Consider the following 25,104-nt stretch of genomic DNA (forward strand, 5'->3'; position numbering starts at 1 on the left):
TGGATGATAAACCAGGAACCGAAACCGGTTGGCCTTACTGCGTCTGTAGGCTATCAAATTGGAGTTAGAAGGCCCCTTCCCATTTCTAAAGAACGCGCGTGGGAGTTAATCTCATCGTTAGACGGACTCCAACTATGGTTAGGCAGCATCTCATCGATGAAACTTCAAAGAGGCGAGAAGTATTTAACAGAGGAGGGGACATCCGGTGAGCTGCGGGTTGTTAAACCATATGAACAGCTGCGCTTGACTTGGCACAAAGCTGGATGGTCCCAGCCGTCTACATTACAAATTAGACTTATTTCCACCAGCCCCATCAAGACGACTCTTAGCTTTCATCAGGAGAAGCTTGAAAATGCAGCAGTTAGAGAGGAAATGAAAGCCCGTTGGGAGCATGTTATTATGCAAATCTCAGAGTCCAGTGTATAAATGGATAGCACCTTGAATGGAGTACTATATATTGAATCATGTTGTTGCAAAGTGCCTTCATTAGGAAGGTGCTTTTATTTTTATGAGCATATCTTTATAATAGGTGTATCAAATTGCAACGAGGTATGAATGATGATTATACAAGCACTAGTAATAGCGCCCTATAAGGGTTTATTAGAACTAACGACAAGTTTAAAGGAAGAATTACATGATTTCCGCATTACTATGCTGCAAGGCGATCTATCCGAGGTGCTGCCGATGGTAGCACAGATCGAAGAGGGCCAATACGATGTCATTATTAGCCGTGGTGGAACTGCTAGGCTTTTGCGTCAGCATGTCAGTATTCCTGTTATTGATATTCAAGTTTCCGGTTATGATATCATGCGGATTATTACACTGGTGAAGGGTTCCCAATCCAAAGTGGAGATGATTGGTTTTCCTAATGTTATCGATGGTTTTGTTGCGGTGTCGCGGATTATGGATATTGAGATTCCACATACCGTAATCGAACATGAGAACGAAGTCGGAAGCGCTTTGGCTAGAGCCAAGGAATCGGGTATCAGCATGGTTTTGGGGGATACGGTTACCGTAAGGATGGCGCAGGATATGGGTCTTGAAGGTGTGCTGATAACTTCGGGAAAGGAATCGGTGCTGGAGGCTTTTGCTCAGGCTCGGTATATGCAGGTAATCGCTGCAAGGTATCAGCAGAAATGCACGCTATATGAACAATTGCTGAATAAACTGGACACGGGTTTTGCTGTCTTTGACGAAAATAACCATTTTCAATATGGAAATGATACCTTCTGTTCGCAATGGGGTATATCCCTCGATCCTTCAAAAGGAGAGCTTCCAGAACGGAATTCTAACATTACTCGTTTACTTCATTGTTTGAAGAAAGGAGTGGTGTTTGATCAGGTCATTACGGTTTGCGAGCCTTTACATCCTTTTATCCTGAGTGCAGGGCCGTACACACAAGAATCCGGTTTGTATTATATGAAAATGGACGCTCTATCCTCTATGGAAAGTGAACTGAGAGTAAGCTTTTCAATGGGAGAAATGCTTAGTTATCCGCTCCTATTATCGCGTGATAATGTTGTGAATGGAGATTCTGAAGGAATCGGAACAAGAAGCGGTGATTTTCCAATAGCCTTGTACGGGGAGAAGGGAACGGGGAAGCGGCAATGGAGTGTAACTCGGATACAGAACGAACAGTCCGCCTCCGGGCACAGGCTCTTCATTGAAGTTGAATTATTGAAATCGGGCAAGCGTTCCGTTGATGGACTTCAAAATATATTGCTGCAGATGGATGAAGCGACCGTACTTTACCTCAAGGGGATTGAAAAGATAGATGCGGTTCATCAAAAATCGTTGACAGCTTGGATAACAGCTTCACGTGCACAGGTGATTTTATCCTTCGATCTAAATCCGGCCATCTTATATGAAGAAGGAAGCTTGGAGGCAGGCTTACATGAGTTGATTAAAAGCAACGTTGTATTCTTTCCTCCACTTCGTGAAAGACGCGAGAAACTGGAAGCGTTGCTCAGGTCATTTATAGCCAAAGCAAATGAAACGACGGGGAAGCAGATTGTCGGTATGCGGGCTTCTGTGCTGGATGCGCTTCTACAGCAGCCATGGGCAGGAAATTTCATTGAACTTAAAGAAACGGTTGATTGGCTCGTACAAACCTCAGATGGCGAATTCATCGATGATGCTACTTTAGATCTGCTGATAGCTCAAAAGAAACTTAACCATGCTAAAAATTACGCTGACGCACAAGTGAACATCAGCACCAGCACAATCAATCTCAATCAGACTCTTGAGGAGATTGAGAGAGATGTCATTCTTGCTGTTATGGAAGAAGAGGAAATGAATCAATCCAAGGCAGCCAAACGGCTGGGAATTAATCGATCTACGCTGTGGAGGAAACTGAAGCAAAATGAGTCATAGATTTTTGCAAATAAACGGATTGATTGTTCCATTATGCAACATTATTTAGTGATTTGAATAAATTAAAAATTAATTGTTGCATAATGATGTATCTTATACTAAATTAGAATATATAGAATAAAGAAAAGTTAGATGGTGAGGTGGAATGTTGGAAATTGCAATAATTGCCGATGATTTAACTGGCGCCAATGATACAGGGGTGCAATTGGCTCGCCGCGGTTTGAGGACTTCCGTACTTCTCAAGTTGGGTAGCGATGCCTCCATTAATGACAGAGAAATGCTTGAAGCTGTTGTCATTGATACAGATAGCAGAGCATCTAGTCAAGAAGAAGCGTACATGCAGGTCCGCGCAGCTTCCGAATACATCAAACAGAGTGGCTGCAAGGTTATTTATAAAAAGATGGATTCAACGATGAGAGGTAACATAGGCCCAGAGCTGGATGCTGTTTATGATGCACTTGCTCCTGATTTCATCGGGATTGCACCTGCCTTTCCGCAAAGCGGACGGTTGGTGAGAGATGGTATTCTTTATGTAAATGGTAAGCCAGTTCATGAGACCGCTGCCGGAATTGATCCAAAAACACCAGTAAGGGAATCCCATATTCCATCGCTGCTCCGTTCACAAACTGGCCGGACAATTGGACATATCGGTTACATGGATATATCGAAGGGTATCGCTTATATACAGCAGAAGCTAAATCTGTTTCATAATCAGCAAATTCGGTATGTAGTATTCGATACTACTTCAGATGCTGATTTGAAGACTATAGCAAGCTGCTTGGAGCAAACTCAATTTAACGTAGTATGGGCCGGTTCAGCTGGTTTGGCCAACTATGTGCCGTTATCCAAATCTGATGTTCCTGCAATTTGCTTAGAGCAAAATGATGAGCTTGCTACGATTCCCAAACAATCGGTACTTCTAGTTATTGGTAGTGTAAATGAACAGTCTAGGAAGCAGTTGGATTTCTTACTGAATCATCATGATTCCGTCAAGGCGGTTAAGCTTCAGTCGCATACAGCAGTTGAGGGGAGCACGATGAAAGGGTTGGAGCTTGACCGAGTTTGCAGGGAGGCGGAGCAAGCTTTACAGCAAGGGCTGGATGTAGTGATATTCAGTTCAGGAGATAAGACTGACATTGACGAGGCAAACGAGGCAGGTATTCGTGTTGGGCTTAACCCTACAGCAGTTAGTCAGCGGATAGCTGATACGCTGGGTGAAGCTGCTGTTTATCTAATGAATCATTACTCCTTGCAAGGGGTTATCATGACCGGAGGGGATACAGCTAAGCAGGTATGCTTGCATTGGGAAGCCTCACGCTTTGATCTTCTGGACGAGATAGAAAGCGGTGTGCCCATAGGGCTGCTGATTGGGGAGAAATCGAGTGTTAATGCAATAACCAAATCAGGTGGATTCGGAACCGAGCAGGTGCTGTTTCGGGCAATTGAACGATTACGACAGGAGGCAACAATAAGATGATTAAACCTATCATTGGAATTACTATGGGAGACGGGGCGGGTGTTGGTCCTGAAATTATTGTGAAAGCGCTGCAGAATCAGTCCTTATATGATATTTGTAAACCTATCGTTATCGGCGACGCAAAAATGATAGAGAGAGCTGTTCATATCGTCAATAGCAGTGCTGCTGTAAAGATCGTTGATAACGTTTCGGATGCGCATTACGAGTACGGCGTTATTGAGGTCCTTGATTTGGATCTGTTGCCATCGGATTTAGTGTTTGGACAGGTACAGGCTGCAGCTGGCAATGCTGCTTTTCACTACTTGGCTAAAGCAATTGAGCTAGCCTTGGGGAGTCAGATTGATGCGATATGCACCGCTCCATTAAACAAGGAAGCGCTGCATAAGGGCGGCCATATATATCCAGGCCATACGGAGATACTGGCAAGCTTAACGGACACAGAGGATTATTCGATGATGCTGTATACACCAAATTTGAAGGTCATTCATTTGACCACTCATGTCGGGTTGTTGAAGGCTATCGAGATGATTAATCCGGAAAGAACCTATAAGGTCGTAAAGCTTGCCCATGATACATTAGTCCGAGCAGGCATGTCCGCACCACGTATTGCTGTTTGTGGTATTAACCCGCATGCAGGCGAAAATGGGTTGTTCGGAAATGGCGAAGAAGAAGAGAAGCTTGTTCCCGGCATTAAACGTGCAGAAGCTGAGGGGATTTGCGTGACCGGTCCTTATCCAGCAGATACTTTGTTCTACCGCGCTGCTCGCGGAGACTTTGACATGGTTGTGGCATGTTATCACGATCAAGGGCATGCACCGGTGAAGGTGCTTGGTATTGAATCTGGAGTTAACATTACAGCAGGGCTTAAAGGGGGCGTTATCCGTACATCCGTAGATCATGGAACCGCCTTCGATATAGCAGGGCTCAATAAAGCGGACGAACAAAGTTTGTTAACGGCAATTCGGGTAGCGGCAGAGATGGCGCCTAAAGCAAGTGCAGGCAGCTCGCTTTAATAAAAATGAGGTGTGAAAGCTTATGAATACTTATCAATTTCAGACTGCTGGAAAAATTGTAGCCGGCAGCCATTCGGCAGAGCAGACAGCAGCTTATATAAGCACAACTTTCGGTTCCGTTAGGTCGGCACTAATCATCTCCCAGCCGTCTATCCAGAAATCAGGTTTTCTCGATACGCTCAAAAGTAATTTGCTTCAAGTAGGGATTAGCTGTCAGTTATTTGCAGGAATTAAGCCAGAGCCAACGGAAGCTCAATTGACTGAAATTTATAATCTATTGTCACAAGAAAGCTTCGACGTACTGATCGGTGTCGGCGGGGGCAGTGTGCTGGATGCAACTAAATTGCTCTCCGTAATGTTCACTAACCCCATGGGAATTCGCGAAATGTTAGGGACGGACTTGGTTCGCCAAGCCGGAATCCCAATGGTGCTCATTCCTACAACATCGGGTACAGGCTCCGAGGTTACGCCTAATGCCATTGTCACATTACCTGAGGAGGAGTTGAAGCTGGCGGTAGTCAGTAGGCATCTGTATCCTCAGCTTGTACTGTTGGACCCTTTGTTGACGTTAAGTCTACCTCCTTCGATAACTGCTGCTACCGGCATGGACGCCTACACGCATGCACTTGAATCTTATATTTCGAATAAAGCTAATCCGATAAGCGATATGTTTGCTCTTGAATCTATTCGGCTTATATCTGACAGCCTTGTTGAGGCTTATCAGAATGGGGACTCGGTAGTAGCCCGAGAGAGGATGCTGTTAGGATCGATGTATGGAGGGATGGCTTTGTCCTCCTCGGGAACCGCTGCTGTACATGCGCTTGCTTATCCATTGGGTGGCAAGTTCGGTATTGCGCATGGAGTAGCGAACTCGATGCTGTTAACTCATGTTATGGAATATAATATGGATGCCATTCAAGACCGTCTGGCAGTTGTTGCTTCGGTGATGAAGCTGCCTGAGGTTTTGGAGCCTTCTAGCTCCAGGGCGGCTGAAGCTGTTATTGAACGTATCGCCGAATGGACGCGTGTGTTGAATATTCCGCAGAACTTGCGGGATTATGGTGTACAAGAGGAGCATATTGATTCTCTGACACTCGCTGCTTCTAAAGTAACCCGTCTCTTAAATAACAATCCCAAGGCGCTCGGAATGGATGATATTAGCATTCTGTATAGGAAATTATTGGTGGCGCTCTGATCGTGGAGTGAACACGAAACAGAAGGTGGGGGTTGCATTGTCAAGTCCGATCAAGAATCAAATTGGCATAGCAAAATTTATTCGGAAAATAATGTTTTTAAGACCCCGATGTTTCATTTTAATACGGATAATATAATTGAAGCCTATGAATTTATGAAATCGCAGAAGGTGGAAATTATAACAGGGATAGAGCATGGACACTGGTTTAATTTCGAAGATTTGGATGGCAACATCCTAATGGTTTGTAGTGTTTGGCACCCAGATTGTAGTTAGTGGATCAGCTGCGCATGTACAATAAACTTCAAAAACAAATTTAGAAGAAGGGCCGAGAGGCCCTTTTTTGAGTTGAATAGGCAAGATAAGTTTATACTTTGCTTCGCTCAACCTTGACAAACGCACTAATCCCCTTGGACTAAACAAACGTTTATCTTCTTGAAAGAAGAAAATTTTATAAAAATAGCGGTCTTTTCTAGCCTCTACTTTGTTATTGTGTACGTCCTGCTAGGGTGTCATTTTTATGTTGGAAGTCACGAACATGAATCCCGGGAGAGCGTTGCGGCGTTGCATGGCGGTCGGTCGAGCAAGGATTCAGTGAGGTGAAACTGAAGGAATCTGTAGACAAATGCACGAGGCATGGTGCACAAAATTGGCAGGGATAGTCGGATGAGTGACCCTAAACACGACAAAATCCAGAGCTATCAAGGGTGATCCTTGTGGATTGACCCTTCTGTGACCCGTACAGAAGGGTTCTTTGATGTTTTATCTCAAAATTTTTATTTGTATTGTCTTTACAGAGGCGTTCAGGTCTGCTAGAATTACCAAATATTATTGTTAACCTAATTTATGTTATTTAAGTTTACAATTAAATGATTATTGAGGTCCTTGGTTAGTTTCCTTGTTTGCACCCGAAGCGACTTCTGAGACGTTGATGCAAACCGTATGAAAAACAATACACTTCGTGCCTGACAAAGAGGCGTTTGCAGTGCAACCTATGGGAGGATGATTGAGATGAAAACAATTGCAGCGGAGATGGAGTGGCAATCGCTTGCCCAAAAAGCATTACGTGGAGAATGTTTAACATTAGAGGAAGGGCTCGCTGTGCTCGAAGCCGACAATGATGAGGTACTGCTGATCATGCAGGCTGCGTTTGAGGTGAGAAAACATTTTTACGGTAGAAAAGTGAAGTTGAACATGATCATTAACGCCAAAAGCGGCTTGTGTCCTGAGGACTGCGGATACTGCTCCCAATCGATCATTTCGACGGCACCGGTAAAAAAATATACCCTGTTGGATAAAGACACGTTGCTTTCAGGCGCACGAGAAGCGATGGCACGTAAAGCCGGAACCTACTGCATTGTTGCGGCCGGGAAGGGTCCGACAGATAAGGAGCTGGATCAAGTGGTGGACGCGGTTAGAGAAATCCGTAAAACAATGCCACTAAAAATTTGCGCATGTCTAGGCATTCTCAAGGACGATCAAGCTGAACGTCTTGCTGAAGCTGGCGTCCATCGATATAACCACAATTTGAACACCAGCAAAGCCAACTATCCCTCCATCACGACGACCCATACATACGATCAACGTGTTGAAACTGTGGAAAAGGTAAAGTCACACGGCATGTCCCCTTGCTCAGGTGTCATTATTGGCATGGGCGAAACGAATCAAGAGATTGTTGAAATGGCTTTTTCTCTCCGTGAACTAGATAGCGATTCGATCCCGATCAATTTCCTGAATGCGATACCAGGAACACCTCTGGAGCATGCAGGCCGCACATCATCTATGAAAGCATTGAAGGTAGTAGCTTTGTTTCGTTTCGTATGTCCGTCTAAAGAAATCCGTGTGGCGGGCGGCCGTGAGGTTAACCTCCGTACACTTCAGCCTTTGTCGCTGTTCGCCGCAAATTCGCTTTTTGTAGGTGATTATTTAACGACAGCAGGCCAAGACGTATCGGCTGATCATCAAATTATTGAGGATTTGGGTTTTGAGATTGAATTAAATGCCCTTTAAGGCGGTATCGAGCATGAACTGGATGGAAAAAGAACTTGAATAGTGGGCTGATCCTATGTTGGAGTGTCTCTTGGCTTCAAGTGGCTCGGTCTTCGGATCTCCTGGCGATATGGTGCGCGGGGAACGAAAGCTGCTCAACATGTCATCCAATAACTACATTGGATTCACCCATCAGCCTGACATACTTGAAGTGATGCGCGAAGGGGGTAGCCTTAGGATTGAAGCTAAGTTCTCTGAATAGAGCTTCACGTAGTATCAAATATTGACAGGTAGAGGAAATGAGGTACGCTATTTTGAAGTGCACGCGTGTTCATTTAAGTGAAACGGAAGTACGATGCTCTATTAGGATGAAATGTAGTCATTTCGGCAGGTAGGAGGCAAAATAAAGCATCGTAGTTCCGTGAAATGATGAATTTTGCACAAACATATATGTACGCACATAATAATACCGTCAGGATGAATCCATGGCGGTTTTTCTTTATATTTGGTCTGATTTAACGAACGACTCTGATACCTATATCGGCATTTTGATAATTCCCATAAAAAGATGAAATACTTAAGAAGTACCTTAACTACCATAATGAGGAGGGAGCATGTCTTGGGATCTCATCTGCTTCCCATCAAAGCCGCGTTGATTACGTTTCCTTTAATTGCGCTGCTGTTGACAATCCCTTCCTTAATATATAATTATTGGCGCTACGCTTACGTGAATGTATTCAGGATGATCCTTATGTATTCTTTTGTTTTATTTATGCTAACAGCCTACTATTTAGTTATTTTACCTTTGCCTGAAACGAGAGATACGTGCTCACAGCAATTGCCTGGAACGAAATATTACACGCTGCTTTTATTTACTTTTGTATTTGATTTTATGAAAGAGACCCAAGTCGTCTGGGAGGACCCTTCTACTTATTCGAAGGTATTACATGAAAGGGCCTTTCAGCAGGTTGTGTTTAACTTTATCCTGCTTCTGCCGCTAGGTGTGTACATTCGTTATTATTTTAGAAGAAAATGGCTTGTTGCTCTAGGCGCAGGATTCCTAGTTTCTTTGTTTTTTGAAGTCACTCAGCTTACGGGTCTATATGGTATATATAACTGCCCTTATCGGATTTTTGATGTGAACGATTTGCTATTGAATACGTCGGGCGTGCTTGCCGGTTATTGGATAGCTCCTGTGCTGCTGTTCCTTTTTCCTCGGAAAGAAGCACTGGATCAACATATCGATTGGGGAATCAAGCCTGTCGGGTACATTCATCGTATGCTTGCTTTTTTAATCGACGGATGGTTGATTATGTGGATCGTTGCGGGTATATCCATACCAAACCAATTTAAACTGGGCAAGATGGCTATGCTTCTGGAATATCCGCTTACAATGTTTGTGGTGATCCTGGGTTACTCTATTGCATTACCCTATATAACGAATGGGTGCACGTTTGGATTATGGTTGTTGCGACTTCGGATCGCTGGTAATCAGCCGCGTTTACGGTTCAAAGAGATTATTATTCGCAATGGTTCGCTGTTTTATGGGTATGGTGGACTCAGCTATCTTATTCTAAGCGTGGTAATAACCGAAATGGATCAGAATCGTTATGTAGCCTACACTTTATTTATATGCTTTACTATAATGCAGCTTGTGTTTGTATCGCATTTTGTGGTGGTTGTTTTTCAGAGAAAAAGGCGTTTTTTTTATGAGAGGCTTAGCGAAACGGCTGTCGTTCGAAACCTTGGCATAGACACATGAACTGGATAATATTAATGGATTATAGAACATGGATTACTATCAGGTAAAGTGTACGTAGTTAGTGTGGTTATTGCGAACTAAAAGGAGGAATCCATCGTGCAGAATATAACTCTAAAAGTAGTAGGGATGACTTGCAGCCATTGTGTGCTGTCAGTGGAAGGAGCTGTTAAAAAAGCAGGAGCTTCCGCCAAGGTAGATCTTTCCCGTAATTCGGTCTCAGTTGCCTTTGATGAAAGTAAGCTATCGCTGGAAACTATTAAAGAAGCAATCGAGGATCAAGGTTATGATATTAAATAAATTTTTAATGGAGTAAATATAATCTATCACTGTTTAAGTTGACTTTCTTTGAAGGTCAGCTTTTTCTGACACTGCTTGGGGTGGAGAATGGTATGATATCTATTAACGTTATGCTAACATAAGGAAAACCTTGTAAGGAGACGAAAACCATTGACACATACTATCGGCTTTATATACGCACATCCAGATGATGAAACCTTTCTAAGTGCTTGTTTGATAAGACAGCTTGTCGATAAAGGAGAGCGGCCGGTTCTTCTGCTTGCGACCAAAGGTGATGCGGGTAAGAAAAACGGTCATGTCGCTCACTTGTCGAATGAGGAGCTTGCATCATTACGTGTTCATGAAATGCAACAAGCTGCTGAAATATTGGGATTGACGGATATAGAGCATTTGGGTCATCCGGATGGTAAATTGAATCAAGTGGATGAGATCCTCTTTATAGAACAAGTGGCCGAGTTTATTAATAAGCATCAGCTCCAAATTGTTTTCAGCTTTCCAGAGGATGGTGGTAACTTTCATCCCGATCATATGTCCATTTCCAAAGTGACTACAGCAGCGGTACTCAGCGGCAAATGTCCTTCTGTGCAAAAGCTATATTATTGCATGTCCAATACTTTGCTTCAGCAAGGACACGAGCCTTCTATTATCATCGACACAAAGCCTCAGTGGGAAATGAAAGCAAATGCACTGCGGGCGCATGCTTCGCAACTATTGGCTATCGAACGTTATTTTGGTGATTTATCTTCATTTCCTGAAAACCGAAGATACGAATCATTTGTATTGTGTTGGGAAAGAGGTGTGCTTTGGCCGCAAAAACAGGAATTATCCGTGTTGGATGACTTAAATTGAGAGAGAAAGCCGGCAATGAGTAAAGTGTTTATGTAAAGCCGGTGTCAGTATGGGAACCGATGAGGTTTGGTGGTGGACGCTCGACCGACGGGTTCACTGTGAAACAACCTAAATTGTTAATGAAGAAAAAGCTTGGCGGATATCAAGTCCGTCAAGCTTTTTCTTCATTTCAACCACGCATGATAAGAATGAAATTCGGATGTTCAATAACTCAACAATGAAGGTTGAGCTTCAGCGGCACCTACAGCTCTGCAGGATTGTCGGACAACCAATTGAGTGTCGATGAACGACTTCATTTTAACCGAATCCCCGTTCTCGATCATATCGAATAACTTCGTAACCGCTAGCTCGGCTATTTTGCCCTTTTCTACGTGAACGGTGGTCAATTCCGGTGTTATGATTGTTGATTCCTGGATGTTATCGAATCCAATTATTGAGATATCCTGAGGAACACGGATTCCTAGCTCATTCAACGATTTGATAGTGCTAATAGCTATATAGTCACATTCGCAGAAGAGGGCGGTTGGCATAGGAGTTTTCAAGGCCTTTATTTTCTGTATAAATTCATCTTGGGAAGACACAACTGTCGGAGAAACCGAGAAGAAATGCTCGTCATCCACCGATAACTGTTCCTCAGCTAAGGCTTGCAGAAAGCCTTTCTTGCGGGAGTTGAAATTGTACATGCGAGAATTCGACTGTACATATCCAATCTGCCGATGTCCAAGGTCGAGCAGGTGACGTCCTGCTTGATAGGCGCCCATTACGTTGTTCATAACAATGAAATTGGCGTTGAATGTTTCCAGACAAGTATCCAGGACGACCAAATTGATCTGCTTTTGTGCAATTAGCCGGATTTGCTCTTGGGTGAGGTTCGTGCCAAGCAATATAATCCCATTAGATTCATGCTCAGTTTCCATAGTTTCGATGGCATCCTCAAGATTGTCCGTTTGGATAGAGGAGAAGAAAAGTGAGTAGCCGCGGGAACGACATTGTTCTTCAATATCATGAATTAACTCCATGAAAAAAGGCTGTTTGTAATATTGCTCAAGTACGATCCCTGAATTGGTGCAAGCGACGAAACGAAGTGTTTTAGTCAAACCGTATACTTTATCGGCTTTGATCATCGATCTTGGTAAATAACCGCTTTCCTTAACAATCTTTAATATTTTAAAGCGGGTTTCCTCGCTAATACCTGGTTTGCCGCTAAGCGCCAAGGAAACAGCTGATTTGGAAACATTGGCTATCCTTGCAATATCCTCCATCTTCATGAAGCAACTCCACTCCTTTGCCCAAAACAATATAAATCAACTAAACATGTTTAGTTTACTATGGCATGGTCCATTATTCAAGCTGATAGAACCGAAATGATTGAATACACCCATTTAGTTGATGGTATGAGTTAAATGACCTTGTATATTTTAGATTAATGATTAAGTTAAGTGGATTTGTTTAGTTGGAAAATAGATTTTATATAAATTAATTTACTAAACTTATTGACGTTTTCAGAAATGTGATGATATGATTTAAACGGGCATTACGCCTAACTCTAAAAGTGATTGCACCATAAAACAGTTAATTTAGTTATGAGATGGGCTTTTTTATTGTAAGAGGAGGTTGCTTCGGTAGGTTGTGATAGCGTTTACAAATTTACGTCAGAAAAACAATGACAAGTAAACAAGTTTAGTAAACAAAATTGAAGGAGGGTTTTGCTATGAAAATGAACAAGAACTGGTCCTTGCTCGTTACATTTGCAACTTTTGCATCCATGCTGGCAGCTTGTACGCCGGGTGGAGGCGGGTCTTCATCACCTACTGCAAGCACACCTGCGCCTGGCGGAGCAGCAGCACCAACTAATACATCAACATCAAGCAATCAGAAGGTCGAGCTTCGTATGACATGGTGGGGATCGCAGGTGCGGCACGACGCTACCCTCAAGGTCATCGAGCTGTTTGAGAAGCAGAACCCGAATATCAAAATTAATGGAGAATACTTAGGTAGTGATGGGTATTGGGACAAATTAAATACACAGATCGCCGGAGGGAACGCACCTGACTTAATCCAGTTGGGTAACAACTACCCCGACTATGTAGCACGAAATGCGCTTTTGGATATTAACCCTTACCTTGGCAAAGAAATTAATGTAACGGATTTCGATAAAGCAACTGTCGAGTCTGGAGCTATGGATGGGAAATTGTATGGAATTAACTTAGGCTCTAATGCATTTGGTATTGCTTATAATACGGAGTTGATTAAAAAATCGGGTCTGCAGCCTCCGACAGGCAATTGGACCTGGGATGAGTTCGGTAAGTATGCGCAGGACTTAACAAAGGCATTGGGCAAAGGCTTTTATGGCGCAGTAGATGAATCGAAAGTTCCTTTGTATTTGAATTATATGGCACGGCAAAGCAATAAAACACTTTATAAGGACGGCAAGGTTGGACTCGGCAAAGAAGAGATCGCCAAATGGTTTACCACGTGGGATAGCTACCGCAAGCAGGGCAGCACGCCTCCGGCGGAAATTACTACCGCTTATACGGAAAACCCGGATAACTCCACATTCGTTGAAGGAAAAACAGTCATGCACTTGATCTGGTCCAACCAAGTTAATGCGTACCAAAAAAGCATGAAGGACGAAATTAACATTGTGCTTCCACCAAACGGAGGAGTAGGTGCAGCACAAGGTCTGTGGCTGCAGCCGAGCCAATTCATGTCGGTAAATGCCAAAACGAAAAATCCGAAGGAAGCCGCTATGTTTATCAGCTTTATGGTTAACGACCCGGAAGCTACGATGATTCTAGGAAGCGAACGCGGCGTACCAGGTTCCTCCAAGGTTCGTGAAGCGTTGAAGGCGAAAGCGACGCCAGTTGATAAGAAAGTATATGACTATATCGACTTGGCAGCCAAAAACTCACGAGTGCTGGACCGGGAAATTCCTAACGGCAAAGAATTTGAAACAAGCATTGTTAATTTAAGCCAGAAGATTCTCTTTGGCAAAGAAACCATTCCTAACGCTGCCCAAGAGCTGTTGTCTGCCGCTGAGAAGGTTGTTAAAAAGTAAGTCGACAACAGAAAGGGTTGTGCTTATGAACCGAATTGCTTTGGAGAACAAGCGTAGATCCAGAATGACGGTAGGCATTTATTTGACCAAACTTTGGAAGAAAAATGCGGTTGCTTACTTATTTCTATTGCCTTGGTTTATTGGTCTGCTTGCCCTGACGATCGGTCCAATGATCAATTCATTCTACTATTCATTAACGAAGTTCGACGTTATCTCGCCACCGAAGTATATCGGATTTGAAAACTATAAAACTATGTTTACTGGGGACCCTAGATTTTTTGCTTCTTTAAAAGTGACCATTATTTATGTCTTTACCTCGGTGCCTTTGAAGCTGACGGCCGCACTGATCATTGCTACTCTCATGAATAGGGGGTTGCGTGGAATAAGTCTTTACAGGACGCTTTATTATCTCCCAACACTTCTTGGTGGCAGTGTGGCTATTGCTGTATTGTGGCGAAAGATTTTTGGCGGATCAGGTGTAGTAAACCAGTTTCTGCTCAATTTCGGCATTCAAGCTCCGGACTGGATTGCTAATCCTGACTATGCTTTATATTCTATTGTGGCTCTGTCCGTATGGCAGTTCGGCTCGTCTATGATCATTTTTTTAGCGGGGCTTAAACAAATTCCACAGGATTATTATGAGGCATCTCAAGTGGACGGAGCCAGCAAAATGAAGCAATTTTTCCACATTACGATTCCGTTGCTAACACCTGTTATTTTCTTTAATTTAGTTATACAACTAATAGGCGCGTTCCAGGCATTTACTCAATCCTTCATAATTAGCGGAGGCACGGGAGGTCCTATGGATTCTACGCTGTTCTACACCTTGTATCTGTATATGAAAGGCTTCTCTTTCTATGAGATGGGCTATGCATCAGCGATGGCATGGGTACTGCTGGTCATTATAGGTATATTTACCGCCATAATTTTCGGTTCATCCAGATATTGGGTGCACTATGCGGACGGGGGGAAGTGAGATGGCACAGGCTAAAGGATTCAACCGGCTGCTGCTTCATATCTTAATCCTCGGAGTAGGGATGTTTATGCTTTATCCTATTATGTGGTTAGTTTCCAGCTCCTTTAAACCATCTAATCTGATCTTCAGTGATTTGAGCCTATGGCCCAAGGAAGTGACGCTGGATAACTATTTGAAAGGCTGGTCGGGCATCGCACGAGTAAAGTTCTCAACCTTTTTCACGAATTCCTTCATCGTTTCTGCACTTTGTGTTGCTGGGAACCTGTTGTCATGCTCTATGGCTGCCTACTCATTCGGTCGGTTGGATTTTTCTTGGAAAAAGGTTTGGTTTGCTCTCATGCTAGTAACGATTATGCTGCCTCATCATGTGACGATCATACCTCAGTACATTTTGTTTAAACAATTGAATTGGATCGATACTTATTATCCGTTGACTATACCGAAGTGGCTTGCCACGGACGCGTTCTTCATCTTTCTAATGGTCCAGTTTATTCGAGGATTGCCTAAAGAGCTAGATGAATCGGCAACAATTGACGGCTGCGGCAAAGCACAGATTTACTGGCGGATCATTCTGCCGTTGGCAGTTCCGGCCCTCATTACGACGGCTATATTCACCTTTATCTGGACTTGGGATGACTTCTTCAGTCAATTGCTTTACATCAATACAGCCAAGCTTTATACGATTCCACTCGGGTTAAGATTGTTTATGGATTCATCAGGCGATTCTGCCTGGGGCGTTATGTTTGCGATGTCCGTCCTGTCACTAATACCAAGCTTAGTTATTTTCTTCAGCTGCCAGAAATATTTTGTCGAAGGAATTTCGACCTCAGGAATAAAAGGATAGATACAGAAAAGGAGCGATTTCAATGAGAGAAGCCATACAGAATTTTAAGGAAGTAGAGCGTTGGGGATTATTTGAACTGTCTCTAAGCGGATCTGGTGAAGGCAATCCGTTCTTGGACATCCAATTGGAAGCAAAGTTTCAGCATAAACACCGGATTGTTAAAGCAGAAGGTTTCTATGATGGAAATGGTGTGTTTAAGATTCGTTTCATGCCTGACACTGAAGGAACATGGACCTATTCAGTCAGCAGCAATTCTGCTGAGCTTGATGGAGCAGCAGGAAGCTTCTCCTGTATTCCCGCTTCTTCCGAGAATCACGGTCCGGTGCGGATTAGGGATGTTTCTCACTTCGTATATGAGGATGGGAAGGCCTACCGGCCTTTCGGAACTACTTGTTATGCATGGACTCATCAGGATGAGGAGCTTCAGCAGCAAACCTTGCAAACCTTAAGCGTCTCGCCATTTAATAAAATCCGGATGTGTGTATTTCCTAAAAATTACAGCTTCAATCTGAATGAGCCGGATTTTTTTCCATTCGTTGGTTCTAGTGTAGAAGGCTTCGATTGGACTCGCTTTAATCCCGATTACTTTGCCAATCTGGAGCAAAAGATTATGGAGCTGCAAAAGCTCGGGATCGAAGCCGATTTAATCCTTTTTCATCCTTACGATAAAGGCCGATGGGGCTTTGACCGTATGGATGCCAAGACGGATGCTTACTATTTGCGCTATATCATTGCCCGACTTGGGGCCTTCCGTAATATTTGGTGGTCCCTGGCTAATGAATTTGATTTTATGACGGAGAAAACAATGGATGACTGGGATAGGTCATTTCGCATCGTACAGGAAAGCGACCCTTACCAGCACCTGAGATCGATACATAATGGAACGAAAATGTATGACCCTACAACGCTGATCGTCTACGATCACACAAAACCATGGGTAACGCATGTGAGCATGCAGTATTGGGAGCTAACCCCAACGAACGCATGGCGCAAGCTATATGGCAAGCCTGTTGTAGTTGATGAATGCTGCTATGAAGGCAATTTGCCGCAGCGTTGGGGAAATATTACAGGTGAGGATATGACCGCGCGTTTCTGGGATGGGTTTACCCGTGGCGGATATGTTGGGCATGGCGAAACCTTTTTGCATGCGGAAGAGGTAGTTTGGTGGTCCAAGGGAGGGCAGCTGTATGGGGAGAGCCCAGCAAGAATTGCTTTCTTGCAGCAAATTCTTAATGAAGCCCCAGCTTGCATGGAATCGATCGACAGGCTGCGGGATGCTCCAACGATTGGAGTCGAGGGAGAGTATTACCTGCAATATTTCGGGATCCATCGTCCAGCTTACCGCGAGCTTCCGCTGCCGAGCGACCGCAGCTTTAAGATTGATGTGATCGATACTTGGCGTATGACGGTTACTACGTTGGAAGGAACCTTTAGCGGTATGACGCGGATTGACATGCCCGGAACGCCTTATATTGCAATAAGAGCATGTGTAATAGAAAAAGGGGAGGTATAAAACGATGGGAAAGTTAAAGCTCGGCTATGCGCCGACTAGAAGATTTGTTTTTAGCGCAGAGGATGCATTTAAGTATAAGGTGCTGATTCGAGAGAAAATGGATAGCTTCGGACTCGACATTGAGATCGTTGATTTGGAAGGCTTGAATAATGAGGGGTTATTATATGATGACCTCTACAATGCAGAAGAAATTGTAAAGCATTTTCAGCATCATGAGGTGGATGCGGTCTTCTTCCCGCACTGTAATTTCGGTACAGAGGATATGGTCGGCCGTGTCGCCAAAGCGCTAGGAAAGCCGGTTCTTCTGTGGGGTCCACGCGATGAAGCACCGCTTGAGGATGGTATGCGCTTGCGCGATACGCAGTGCGGATTGTTCGCGACAGGCAAGGTGCTGCGCCGATTTAACGTGCCGTTCACTTATATCACCAATAGTCGGGTGGATGATCCCGTGTTTGAACGAGGCTTCCGTAACTTTGTAGCGGCTGCGAATGTGGTGAAGGAATTCCGCAGACTGCGCATTTTGCAAATTGCTCCTAGACCTTCTTCCTTTTGGACCATGATGTGTAATGAAGGAGAGCTTCTGGAAAAGTTCGGTATCGAAATCTACCCGATTACATTGGAAGATATCAAGACGGCAGCCAAAAAGGTTGGGGCCAAAGGCGGACCCGAGTTTGATGAAGCTGTTAGCTATATAAAGGAGCATTTGGATTATTCAGAGGTCGGGGAAGAAGCTGTTAACAAAATTGCGGCACTTAAAGTCGCGATGAAGCAATATGCCGCTAAGACGGCCAGTACCGCTATTGCGATTCAATGCTGGTCTTCGCTGCAAGATGCGATGGGTATCATGCCATGCTTAGCTAACGCAATTCTGACGGATGAGCAGATTCCGGTTACTTGTGAAACGGATATTCACGGAGCTATCACATCGATCATGGTGCAGGCTGCGTCACTGAATACGAAGCCAACTTTCTTCGCCGATTTGACTATTCGTCATCCGGATAATCCGAACGGCGAACTGTTGTTCCATTGTGGAAATTTCCCGGTTTCTTTGAGCGTAGAGGAAAAGCCTCAGCTGCGTAAGCATTTCCTGTTCGATGATCATTCACCAGGGACTCATGAAGGTGAGATACGCGGTGGTGAGATGACACTTGCCCGCTTTGATGGCGATCATGGTGAATATTCGATTTTTCTAGGCCGTGCTAAAGGAATACAAGGACCTTATACAAGAGGCTCCTATGTGTGGGTTGAAGTTAACGATTGGCCGTTATGGGAAGAAAAGCTGGTGAAAGGGCCTTATGTGCATCATTCCGTTGGTATTCATCAGGATGTCATTCCTGCATTATATGAAGCCTGTACTTACATTCCAGGGCTTAAACCCGATCCGGTAGATCCATCGGAAAGTGAAATCCAAGCTTGGCTTCGGGGCAAGGATTGGCAGCGTTAATGCACACTAGAGAGAAGCTCTGACATTAGAGCATTTAGAATAGGAGGAAACAGGGATGAACACACATACTAATGAGCTTAAACGAAAGGCCGCTCAAATAAGAATCGATTTATTGCGAATGATACATCATGCGAAGACGGGGCATACGGGCTCTTCACTAAGCAATGCCGATATACTGACTACGCTGTACTATGATGTGATGAAGCTGGATGTGACCAATCCGAAGTGGGGGGACCGGGATCGATTTATTGCGAGCAAGGGTCATGCGGTGGAATCTTTATATTGTATCTTGGCTGACAAGGGCTTCTTTCCGAAAGAGGAGCTGCAGACGTTCAGTCAATTCGGTTCCCGCTTAATAGGCCACCCCAATAATAAAATACCTGGTGTCGAAATGAATACAGGTGCTCTTGGTCATGGTCTTTCTGTGGCTGTAGGTATGGGATTGGCAGGTAAGATGGATGGCAGAAGCTATCGCGTATTTACATTAATGGGTGATGGAGAGCAAGCGGAGGGGTCTATATGGGAAGCGGCAATGGCTGCCTCCCATTACAAGCTGGACAATGTTGTTGGCATCATTGACCGCAACAAGCTGCAAATAAGCGGCAGCACCGAGGATGTAATGGGGCTGGAGCCCTTGGAAGATAAGTGGAGCAGCTTCGGATGGCATGTCGTTCCGGTGAACGGTAATGATGTTGCTGAATTATCAGCTGCACTTCATGCTGCACCAGAGTCATCCGGCAAGCCGACTTTGTTAATGGCCTATACAACAAAGGGCAAGGGGGTTTCCTTCGCAGAGAATGTTCCGCATTGGCACCATCATGTACCAAGCGATGCAGAGCTAGCTCAAGCCATTGAACAATTATCGAAGGAAGCGCAGGTGGTCATCCATGAATAAAATCGCCAACCGTCAAGTTCTTTGCGATACACTGTTGGATTTAGCTAAAGAAGACAGCAGTATTCTGGTGTTAGCCAGTGATTCGAGAGGCTCGGCATCCATGCTACCCTTCGTTAAAGAGCTACCAGACCAATTTGTTGAAACAGGTATTGCTGAACAAAATATTGTTGGTATTGCAGCTGGCTTGGCTTCTTGTGGGAAAAAGCCGTGGGTTACTTCACCCGCTTGCTTTCTGAGTATGCGGGCCATAGAGCAAGTGAAGGTAGATGTGGCTTATTCAGCTACCAATGTGAAGCTGGTTGGTATCAGTGGAGGAGTAAGCTACGGTGCATTGGGCATGTCTCATCATTCCCTACAGGACATAGCGGTTACAAGAGCGATTCCCGGGTTGACGGTTATTTTGCCGGCAGACCGGCATGAAACGAAACGGATGACGGAAGCACTGGTAGAGCATGAAGGTGGCGTATACGTAAGAATCGGTCGAAATCCGGTGAGAGACGTATATCCGTCAGATGATTATCCGTTCGAAATCGGAAAAGCGGTGACTTTACGTGAGGGAACTGACCTCACGATTATAGCCGCAGGGGAAACGGTTCGAGTCGCGCTCGATACGGCAGATGCTCTGGAGCAGGATGGTATTCGCTGCAGAGTGCTCAACATGCATACGATCAAGCCGTTGGACAACGAGGCGATTATTCGTGCTGCTGTTGAAACCAGCCATGTCATTACCGTGGAAGAGCACAGCATCCATGGGGGGCTTGGAGCTGCCGTAGCTGAGGTAATTATCCAAAACCATCCGGTTCCAATGCGTATCATAGGTATTCCTGATGAACCGGCTATTACTGGAAATTCAACTGAGGTATTTAATCACTATGGATTAAGCGTAGAAAATATACGCTCCATTGCCCATATTATGATAAGGCCATCGTGAGGAGTAACCGATATGGAAACCAGCTATATTTTGGCAGTGGATCAGAGTACTTCGGGTACCAAGGCCTTATTAATTGACAAACTAGGGCAAATAAAGGGTCGCTGCTCTATTGAGCATCCTCAAATTTATCCGAAACCAGGGTGGGTGGAGCATGATCCGATAGTTATCTATTGTAATGTTGTCCAAGTGATTCAAGAGGTGCTACATACTACGGGTACGACCCCGAGGCAAGTAGCGGTCATTACCATTACAAATCAGCGGGAAACGGCTGTTGTCTGGGACAAAGAAACCGGGCAACCCGTTTACAATGCCATTGTATGGCAATGCCGCAGAACAAGTGAGCAATGTGCAGACCTGAAGGCTAAGGGGCATGAAGCCGGGGTGAAAGCTAAAACGGGATTAGTGCTGGACCCGTATTTCTCCGCGAGTAAAATTCGCTGGATTCTAGATCACGCTGATACCAATGCTTTGCATAATGGTGTCAAAGGTCAACTACTCGCAGGTACGATAGATAGCTGGTTGATCTGGAAGCTGACGGGCGGAGCCGTTCATGCTACCGATTATACGAATGCAAGCCGGACATCACTGTTTAATATTCACACTTTACAGTGGGATTCGGAATTAATCGAGATGTTCGGCGTGGGTCGTGTAGCCTTGCCGGAGGTCAAATCGAGCAATGACCTATTCGGCTATACCAATGAGCCCGCCTTGTTTTCGGAGCGAATCCCCATCTCAGGGGTTATTGGGGACTCCCAAGCGGCGCTGTTTGGACAGTTGTGCCATCGCCCGGGAATGGCGAAAGCAACCTACGGCACCGGCACTTCCGTAATGATGAACATTGGGAGCAGAGCAGCACAGCCGGTTAATGGATTAGTTACCGCTATTGCGTGGGGAATCGATGGCAAAGTAGATTATGCGCTTGAAGGAATTATTCACTGTACAGGTGATTGTTTGAAGTGGGTACGCGATCAAATGGGCCTATTCAATGACTATTCGGAAGCAGAAGTGCAAGCAGCTTCTCTAACCGATAACGAAGGCGTCTATTTGATTCCTGCCTTTGTCGGTCTCGGTGCACCCTATTGGGAACCTAATGCCAAGGCAGCGATTATTGGTATGAGCCGAAGCAGTGATAAAAGGCATATTATCCGAGCAGCGCTGGAAAGTATAACCTATCAGGTGCGTGATACGGTAGAATTAATGGAAGCCGAATCAGGTATCCGTATTCAAGGATTGCGCGTGGATGGCGGGGCATCTGAAAATCGATTTTTAATGCAATATCAATCGGATATGCTGCAAATTAACGTTGTTAAACCCGCTATTTCTGAGTTATCTGCTGTAGGCTCGGCACTATTGGGAGGACTCTGTGTTGGAACGTGGAATAACTTAGAAGAACTATACGATCTTTTTTCATCTGAAACCATTTATAGCTGTCAGGCGGATGCCACAATAATCGATGACTATTATGAGGGATGGAAGAAGGCCGTTCAGACTATCATTTCCTGATGCAATAATTTGACATAGCGTGTAGTACGATTTACTTGCTTTCGTTGGCCATCGAATTTATCGAAAAACAGGAGATTATAAAAACCTTGAGGGCACGTCAACCCTTGAATTCAATTATGATGCACTGGAGGATAAGTCATGAGTATTGTTATAAAAAGGCTGCGTGTTGAATCCCTGGATCAACCGATAGGACTGGATACCGAACAGCCTCGATTCAGTTGGTTATTGGATTCAGAACTGCAATCACAACGGCAAAGCGCTTATCGAATTCTAGTAGCCTCCAATACGGATCTGCTTCAGCAGGATATTGGGGAGTACTGGGATAGTGGAGAGGTGGTATCTGACCGTTCCGTACAGGTTATATATCAAGGAAATCCCTTGCAAGCTGAACTTCGTTACTATTGGAAGGTCAAAGTATGGGACGAAACGGGAGCAGCTTCTGAATGGAGTTCTATTGGGCAGTGGACCATGGGGATACTTGACCAGAACGATTGGAAAGGGGAATGGATCGGTCAGTCGTTGGACCCGGAAATCGAATTTCCTCCTAGCTTGTACCTACGTAAAGAATTTGTGATAGACCGTCCAGTTAAACGAGCCACTCTATATGGTACAGCATTAGGCGTCTATGAATTACATTTAAACGGCAGTCGGGTAGGTGACGAATACTTTGCCCCAGGCTGGACTGACTATGCTGTAAGGACTCAATACCAAACGTTTGATATTACTGCTTCTATACAAGTGGGCGGGAATGCTATAGGCGCCATTCTAGGTACAGGATGGTATGCGGGTCAAGTTGGGATGATGGGGAGAGAAATATACGGTACGAGTCCTGCATTGCTTTTGCAGCTTCATATTCAATTTGAAGATGGCTCTAACCATCACATAGTTACAGATGAAACATGGACCATGAATACCGGGCCTATTCAATATTCGGATATGCTAAAAGGTGAGTCTTATGATGCTCGCAAAGAAACGCCGGATTGGGATCGAACTGGCTTTAATGAAAGTGATTGGCAGAAAGTGTACCGATTCGAAAGGTATGTCGGTAAGCTAGTCTCCCAGATTGATCCTCCTATAAGGATTACGGAATCGATTAATCCTGTAAAAATGTGGATGACCAAACAAGGAACCTATCTATTCGATATGGGGCAAAATATGGTAGGTTGGGTAAAGCTGCAGGTACAGGGGCTGACGGGTACGCAAATAACGGTTAGCCATGCTGAGATGCTCCAAGATGAAGATACACTATACATCGAAAATTTACGCAGAGCAGATCAAAAGGATATTTACATATTAAAAGGAGAAGGAATAGAAACCTTCGAGCCGCATTTCACATTTCACGGCTTCCGGTATGTAGAAGTAGAGGGCTTACTTGACAGTGAACTGACCTTAGGAAGCGTTACGGGTCGGGTTGTACACTCTGACACTCCTAGTACTGGATCACTGGAAACCTCGGACGACATGGTTAATCGTCTTATCAGCAACATCCGTTGGGGACAGCGCGGAAATTATTTGAGCGTCCCTACAGATTGTCCACAGCGTGATGAGCGGCTTGGTTGGACCGGTGATGCTCAAATATTTATTCGTACGGCCTCGTATAATATGGATGTGTCGCGCTTTTTTGCCAAATTCATGGAAGACATGACGGACGGCCAAACGCCGGATGGCGCGTTCCCTGATGTAGCGCCTGACGCAGGATGGTTTGAATTTAAGCAAAAGGTCGTCAAATGGTTTGCGCCTGATAATGCAGGTTGGGGGGATGCAGGAGTTATCATACCTTGGACGCTTTACTTGATGTATGAGGATAGGACAATACTTGAAACCAACTACGATGCGATGAAGCGGTGGGTGGAATATTTAAAGGCTAATAGTACGGATAGGATTCGTCCTGATTATGCCAACTATGGAGATTGGTTGTCCATAAATGCAGATACACCAAAAGATGTTCTGGCCACGGCGTATTTTGCTTACAGTACCGCTATATTTGTTCGAATTGCTAAAGTTCTGGGATATGCAGATGATGTAATTGAATATAGTGCATTATTCGAAGAAATCCGCACAGCCTTTGTCCGTACCTATATGGATGAGAAGGGTATCATCCAGGGGGATACTCAGACCGTATATGTTCTGGCTTTATATTTCGGGCTGTTGTCTGAAGAAATGAAGCCGCTTGCCGCTAAACGTCTCGAAGAGCTTATTCAGCAGAATGGAAATCATTTGTCTACCGGATTCTTGGGAGTAGGGTATTTACTTCCAGTCTTGACGGAGAATGGGCTAGAGGAGCTGGCTTACTCACTCCTGCATCAAGACACATTCCCTTCATGGCTGTATTCAGTAAAGCAAGGCGCGACTACGATCTGGGAAAGATGGGATGGCTGGACGGAGGAGGCAGGCTTTCAAAACCCGGGTATGAATTCGTTCAATCACTATTCGCTTGGATCCGTCGGCGAATGGATGTATCGATATATGGCAGGCATCGATGTTGATTCGGAGCAGCCAGGATTCAAGCACATAGTCATACATCCGCGTCCTGGAGGCAAGCTGACTTATGTAAAGGCAAATGTAGAGAGCGGTTATGGTCTAATTTCTTCCTCATGGCAGCTTAATGATGGACTTTTCTCTCTCCAAGTATCTATTCCAGTGAATACAACGGCAACGATTCACATGGATGGAACAAGTGTTCGTGTTCCTGATGAAGCGGTAAAAATGGGTATGGAAAATGGTAAACATACTTATCAGATCGGATCGGGAAATTACGAATTCATTAGTCAAATAGAGAAAGTCATGAAGGTAACCTAGCCTATGGAATAACGGTTTATACTTAGTGGCTGTGACCGTGTTCTATAGATTTCGATTTCATTCAAATGAAATAATGGTGATAACAACATAGAACCGCTCTATTGTTAATTATAGCAATAGGGCGGTTCTATGCCGTTTATATAAGTTGCAGCAGCCCAAGTATGACTGACAGCAGAATCGATAATAAAA

Annotated in this window: 20 protein-coding genes; 19 read left to right on the forward strand and 1 reads right to left on the reverse strand. The window is 44.5% G+C overall.

Annotation, left to right across the window (positions count from 1 at the left end):
* Window positions 1-3 precede the first annotated feature (3 nt).
* The 10 genes from GC093_RS13720 to GC093_RS13765 all read left to right on the forward strand — a co-directional run bounded on the left by GC093_RS13720 (window position 4) and on the right by GC093_RS13765 (window position 10,952).
* Complete coding sequence (locus GC093_RS13720) at window positions 4-426, forward strand: SRPBCC domain-containing protein (RefSeq protein WP_171652438.1); 423 nt, start codon at window positions 4-6, stop codon at window positions 424-426.
* 129 nt (window positions 427-555) lie between these two features.
* A complete protein-coding gene (locus GC093_RS13725; protein WP_216624623.1) occupies window positions 556-2,373 on the forward strand; it encodes a PrpR N-terminal domain-containing protein in 1,818 nt (605 codons plus the stop codon).
* Window positions 2,374-2,521: 148 nt separating this feature from the next.
* Window positions 2,522-3,850: a four-carbon acid sugar kinase family protein gene (locus tag GC093_RS13730; RefSeq protein ID WP_171652440.1), complete on the forward strand. Its 1,329-nt coding sequence runs from the start codon at window positions 2,522-2,524 to the stop codon at window positions 3,848-3,850.
* On the forward strand, window positions 3,850-4,863 hold the full coding sequence (gene pdxA / locus GC093_RS13735; protein ID WP_171652651.1) for a 4-hydroxythreonine-4-phosphate dehydrogenase PdxA: 1,014 nt from the start codon (window positions 3,850-3,852) through the stop codon (window positions 4,861-4,863). Before GC093_RS13730 ends, pdxA begins: the two co-directional genes overlap by 1 nt.
* Window positions 4,864-4,885: 22 nt before the next feature.
* Window positions 4,886-6,058, forward strand: a complete 1,173-nt coding sequence (locus tag GC093_RS13740; RefSeq protein ID WP_171652441.1) for an iron-containing alcohol dehydrogenase — start codon at window positions 4,886-4,888, stop codon at window positions 6,056-6,058.
* Window positions 6,059-7,066: 1,008 nt separating this feature from the next.
* Window positions 7,067-8,065, forward strand: coding sequence for a biotin synthase BioB (gene bioB / locus GC093_RS13745; RefSeq protein ID WP_171652442.1), 999 nt, complete (start codon window positions 7,067-7,069; stop codon window positions 8,063-8,065).
* Window positions 8,066-8,120: 55 nt separating this feature from the next.
* Complete coding sequence (locus GC093_RS13750; RefSeq protein ID WP_216624625.1) at window positions 8,121-8,306, forward strand: hypothetical protein; 186 nt, start codon at window positions 8,121-8,123, stop codon at window positions 8,304-8,306.
* Window positions 8,307-8,663: 357 nt separating this feature from the next.
* Window positions 8,664-9,806, forward strand: a complete 1,143-nt coding sequence (locus tag GC093_RS13755) for a VanZ family protein (RefSeq protein WP_171652444.1) — start codon at window positions 8,664-8,666, stop codon at window positions 9,804-9,806.
* A 96-nt stretch (window positions 9,807-9,902) separates the two neighbouring features.
* Window positions 9,903-10,103 (forward strand): copper ion binding protein, encoded by a 201-nt coding sequence (locus GC093_RS13760; protein ID WP_171652445.1) that lies wholly within the window; start codon window positions 9,903-9,905, stop codon window positions 10,101-10,103.
* A 150-nt stretch (window positions 10,104-10,253) separates the two neighbouring features.
* Entirely contained in the window at window positions 10,254-10,952 is a 699-nt protein-coding gene (locus tag GC093_RS13765) for a PIG-L deacetylase family protein (RefSeq protein ID WP_171652446.1), read from the forward strand.
* Window positions 10,953-11,155: 203 nt separating this feature from the next.
* Here GC093_RS13765 and GC093_RS13770 read toward each other — a convergent pair whose 3' ends face one another.
* Window positions 11,156-12,220, reverse strand: coding sequence for a LacI family DNA-binding transcriptional regulator (locus GC093_RS13770; RefSeq protein WP_171652447.1), 1,065 nt, complete (start codon window positions 12,218-12,220; stop codon window positions 11,156-11,158).
* 443 nt (window positions 12,221-12,663) lie between these two features.
* On the opposite strand from GC093_RS13770, the gene GC093_RS13775 reads away from it, so the two are divergent.
* The 9 genes from GC093_RS13775 to GC093_RS13815 all read left to right on the forward strand — a co-directional run bounded on the left by GC093_RS13775 (window position 12,664) and on the right by GC093_RS13815 (window position 24,915).
* A complete protein-coding gene (locus GC093_RS13775; RefSeq protein ID WP_171652448.1) occupies window positions 12,664-14,010 on the forward strand; it encodes an ABC transporter substrate-binding protein in 1,347 nt (448 codons plus the stop codon).
* A 64-nt stretch (window positions 14,011-14,074) separates the two neighbouring features.
* Window positions 14,075-14,986 (forward strand): carbohydrate ABC transporter permease, encoded by a 912-nt coding sequence (locus GC093_RS13780; RefSeq protein WP_171652652.1) that lies wholly within the window; start codon window positions 14,075-14,077, stop codon window positions 14,984-14,986.
* 1 nt (window position 14,987) lies between these two features.
* Window positions 14,988-15,830, forward strand: a complete 843-nt coding sequence (locus tag GC093_RS13785; RefSeq protein ID WP_171652449.1) for a carbohydrate ABC transporter permease — start codon at window positions 14,988-14,990, stop codon at window positions 15,828-15,830.
* A 22-nt stretch (window positions 15,831-15,852) separates the two neighbouring features.
* Window positions 15,853-17,343, forward strand: coding sequence for a DUF5605 domain-containing protein (locus GC093_RS13790; protein WP_171652450.1), 1,491 nt, complete (start codon window positions 15,853-15,855; stop codon window positions 17,341-17,343).
* A 4-nt stretch (window positions 17,344-17,347) separates the two neighbouring features.
* Window positions 17,348-18,787 (forward strand): L-fucose/L-arabinose isomerase family protein, encoded by a 1,440-nt coding sequence (locus GC093_RS13795; protein ID WP_171652451.1) that lies wholly within the window; start codon window positions 17,348-17,350, stop codon window positions 18,785-18,787.
* Window positions 18,788-18,842: 55 nt separating this feature from the next.
* A complete protein-coding gene (locus GC093_RS13800; RefSeq protein ID WP_171652452.1) occupies window positions 18,843-19,682 on the forward strand; it encodes a transketolase in 840 nt (279 codons plus the stop codon).
* Entirely contained in the window at window positions 19,675-20,613 is a 939-nt protein-coding gene (locus GC093_RS13805; protein ID WP_171652453.1) for a transketolase family protein, read from the forward strand. Before GC093_RS13800 ends, GC093_RS13805 begins: the two co-directional genes overlap by 8 nt.
* 12 nt (window positions 20,614-20,625) lie before the next feature.
* Window positions 20,626-22,116: a glycerol kinase GlpK gene (gene glpK / locus GC093_RS13810; RefSeq protein WP_171652454.1), complete on the forward strand. Its 1,491-nt coding sequence runs from the start codon at window positions 20,626-20,628 to the stop codon at window positions 22,114-22,116.
* A 138-nt stretch (window positions 22,117-22,254) separates the two neighbouring features.
* Window positions 22,255-24,915: a family 78 glycoside hydrolase catalytic domain gene (locus tag GC093_RS13815; protein WP_171652455.1), complete on the forward strand. Its 2,661-nt coding sequence runs from the start codon at window positions 22,255-22,257 to the stop codon at window positions 24,913-24,915.
* The last annotated feature ends 189 nt before the right edge of the window (window positions 24,916-25,104 follow it).

Source organism: Paenibacillus foliorum (genome assembly GCF_013141765.1).
Taxonomy (GTDB): domain Bacteria; phylum Bacillota; class Bacilli; order Paenibacillales; family NBRC-103111; genus Paenibacillus_S; species Paenibacillus_S foliorum.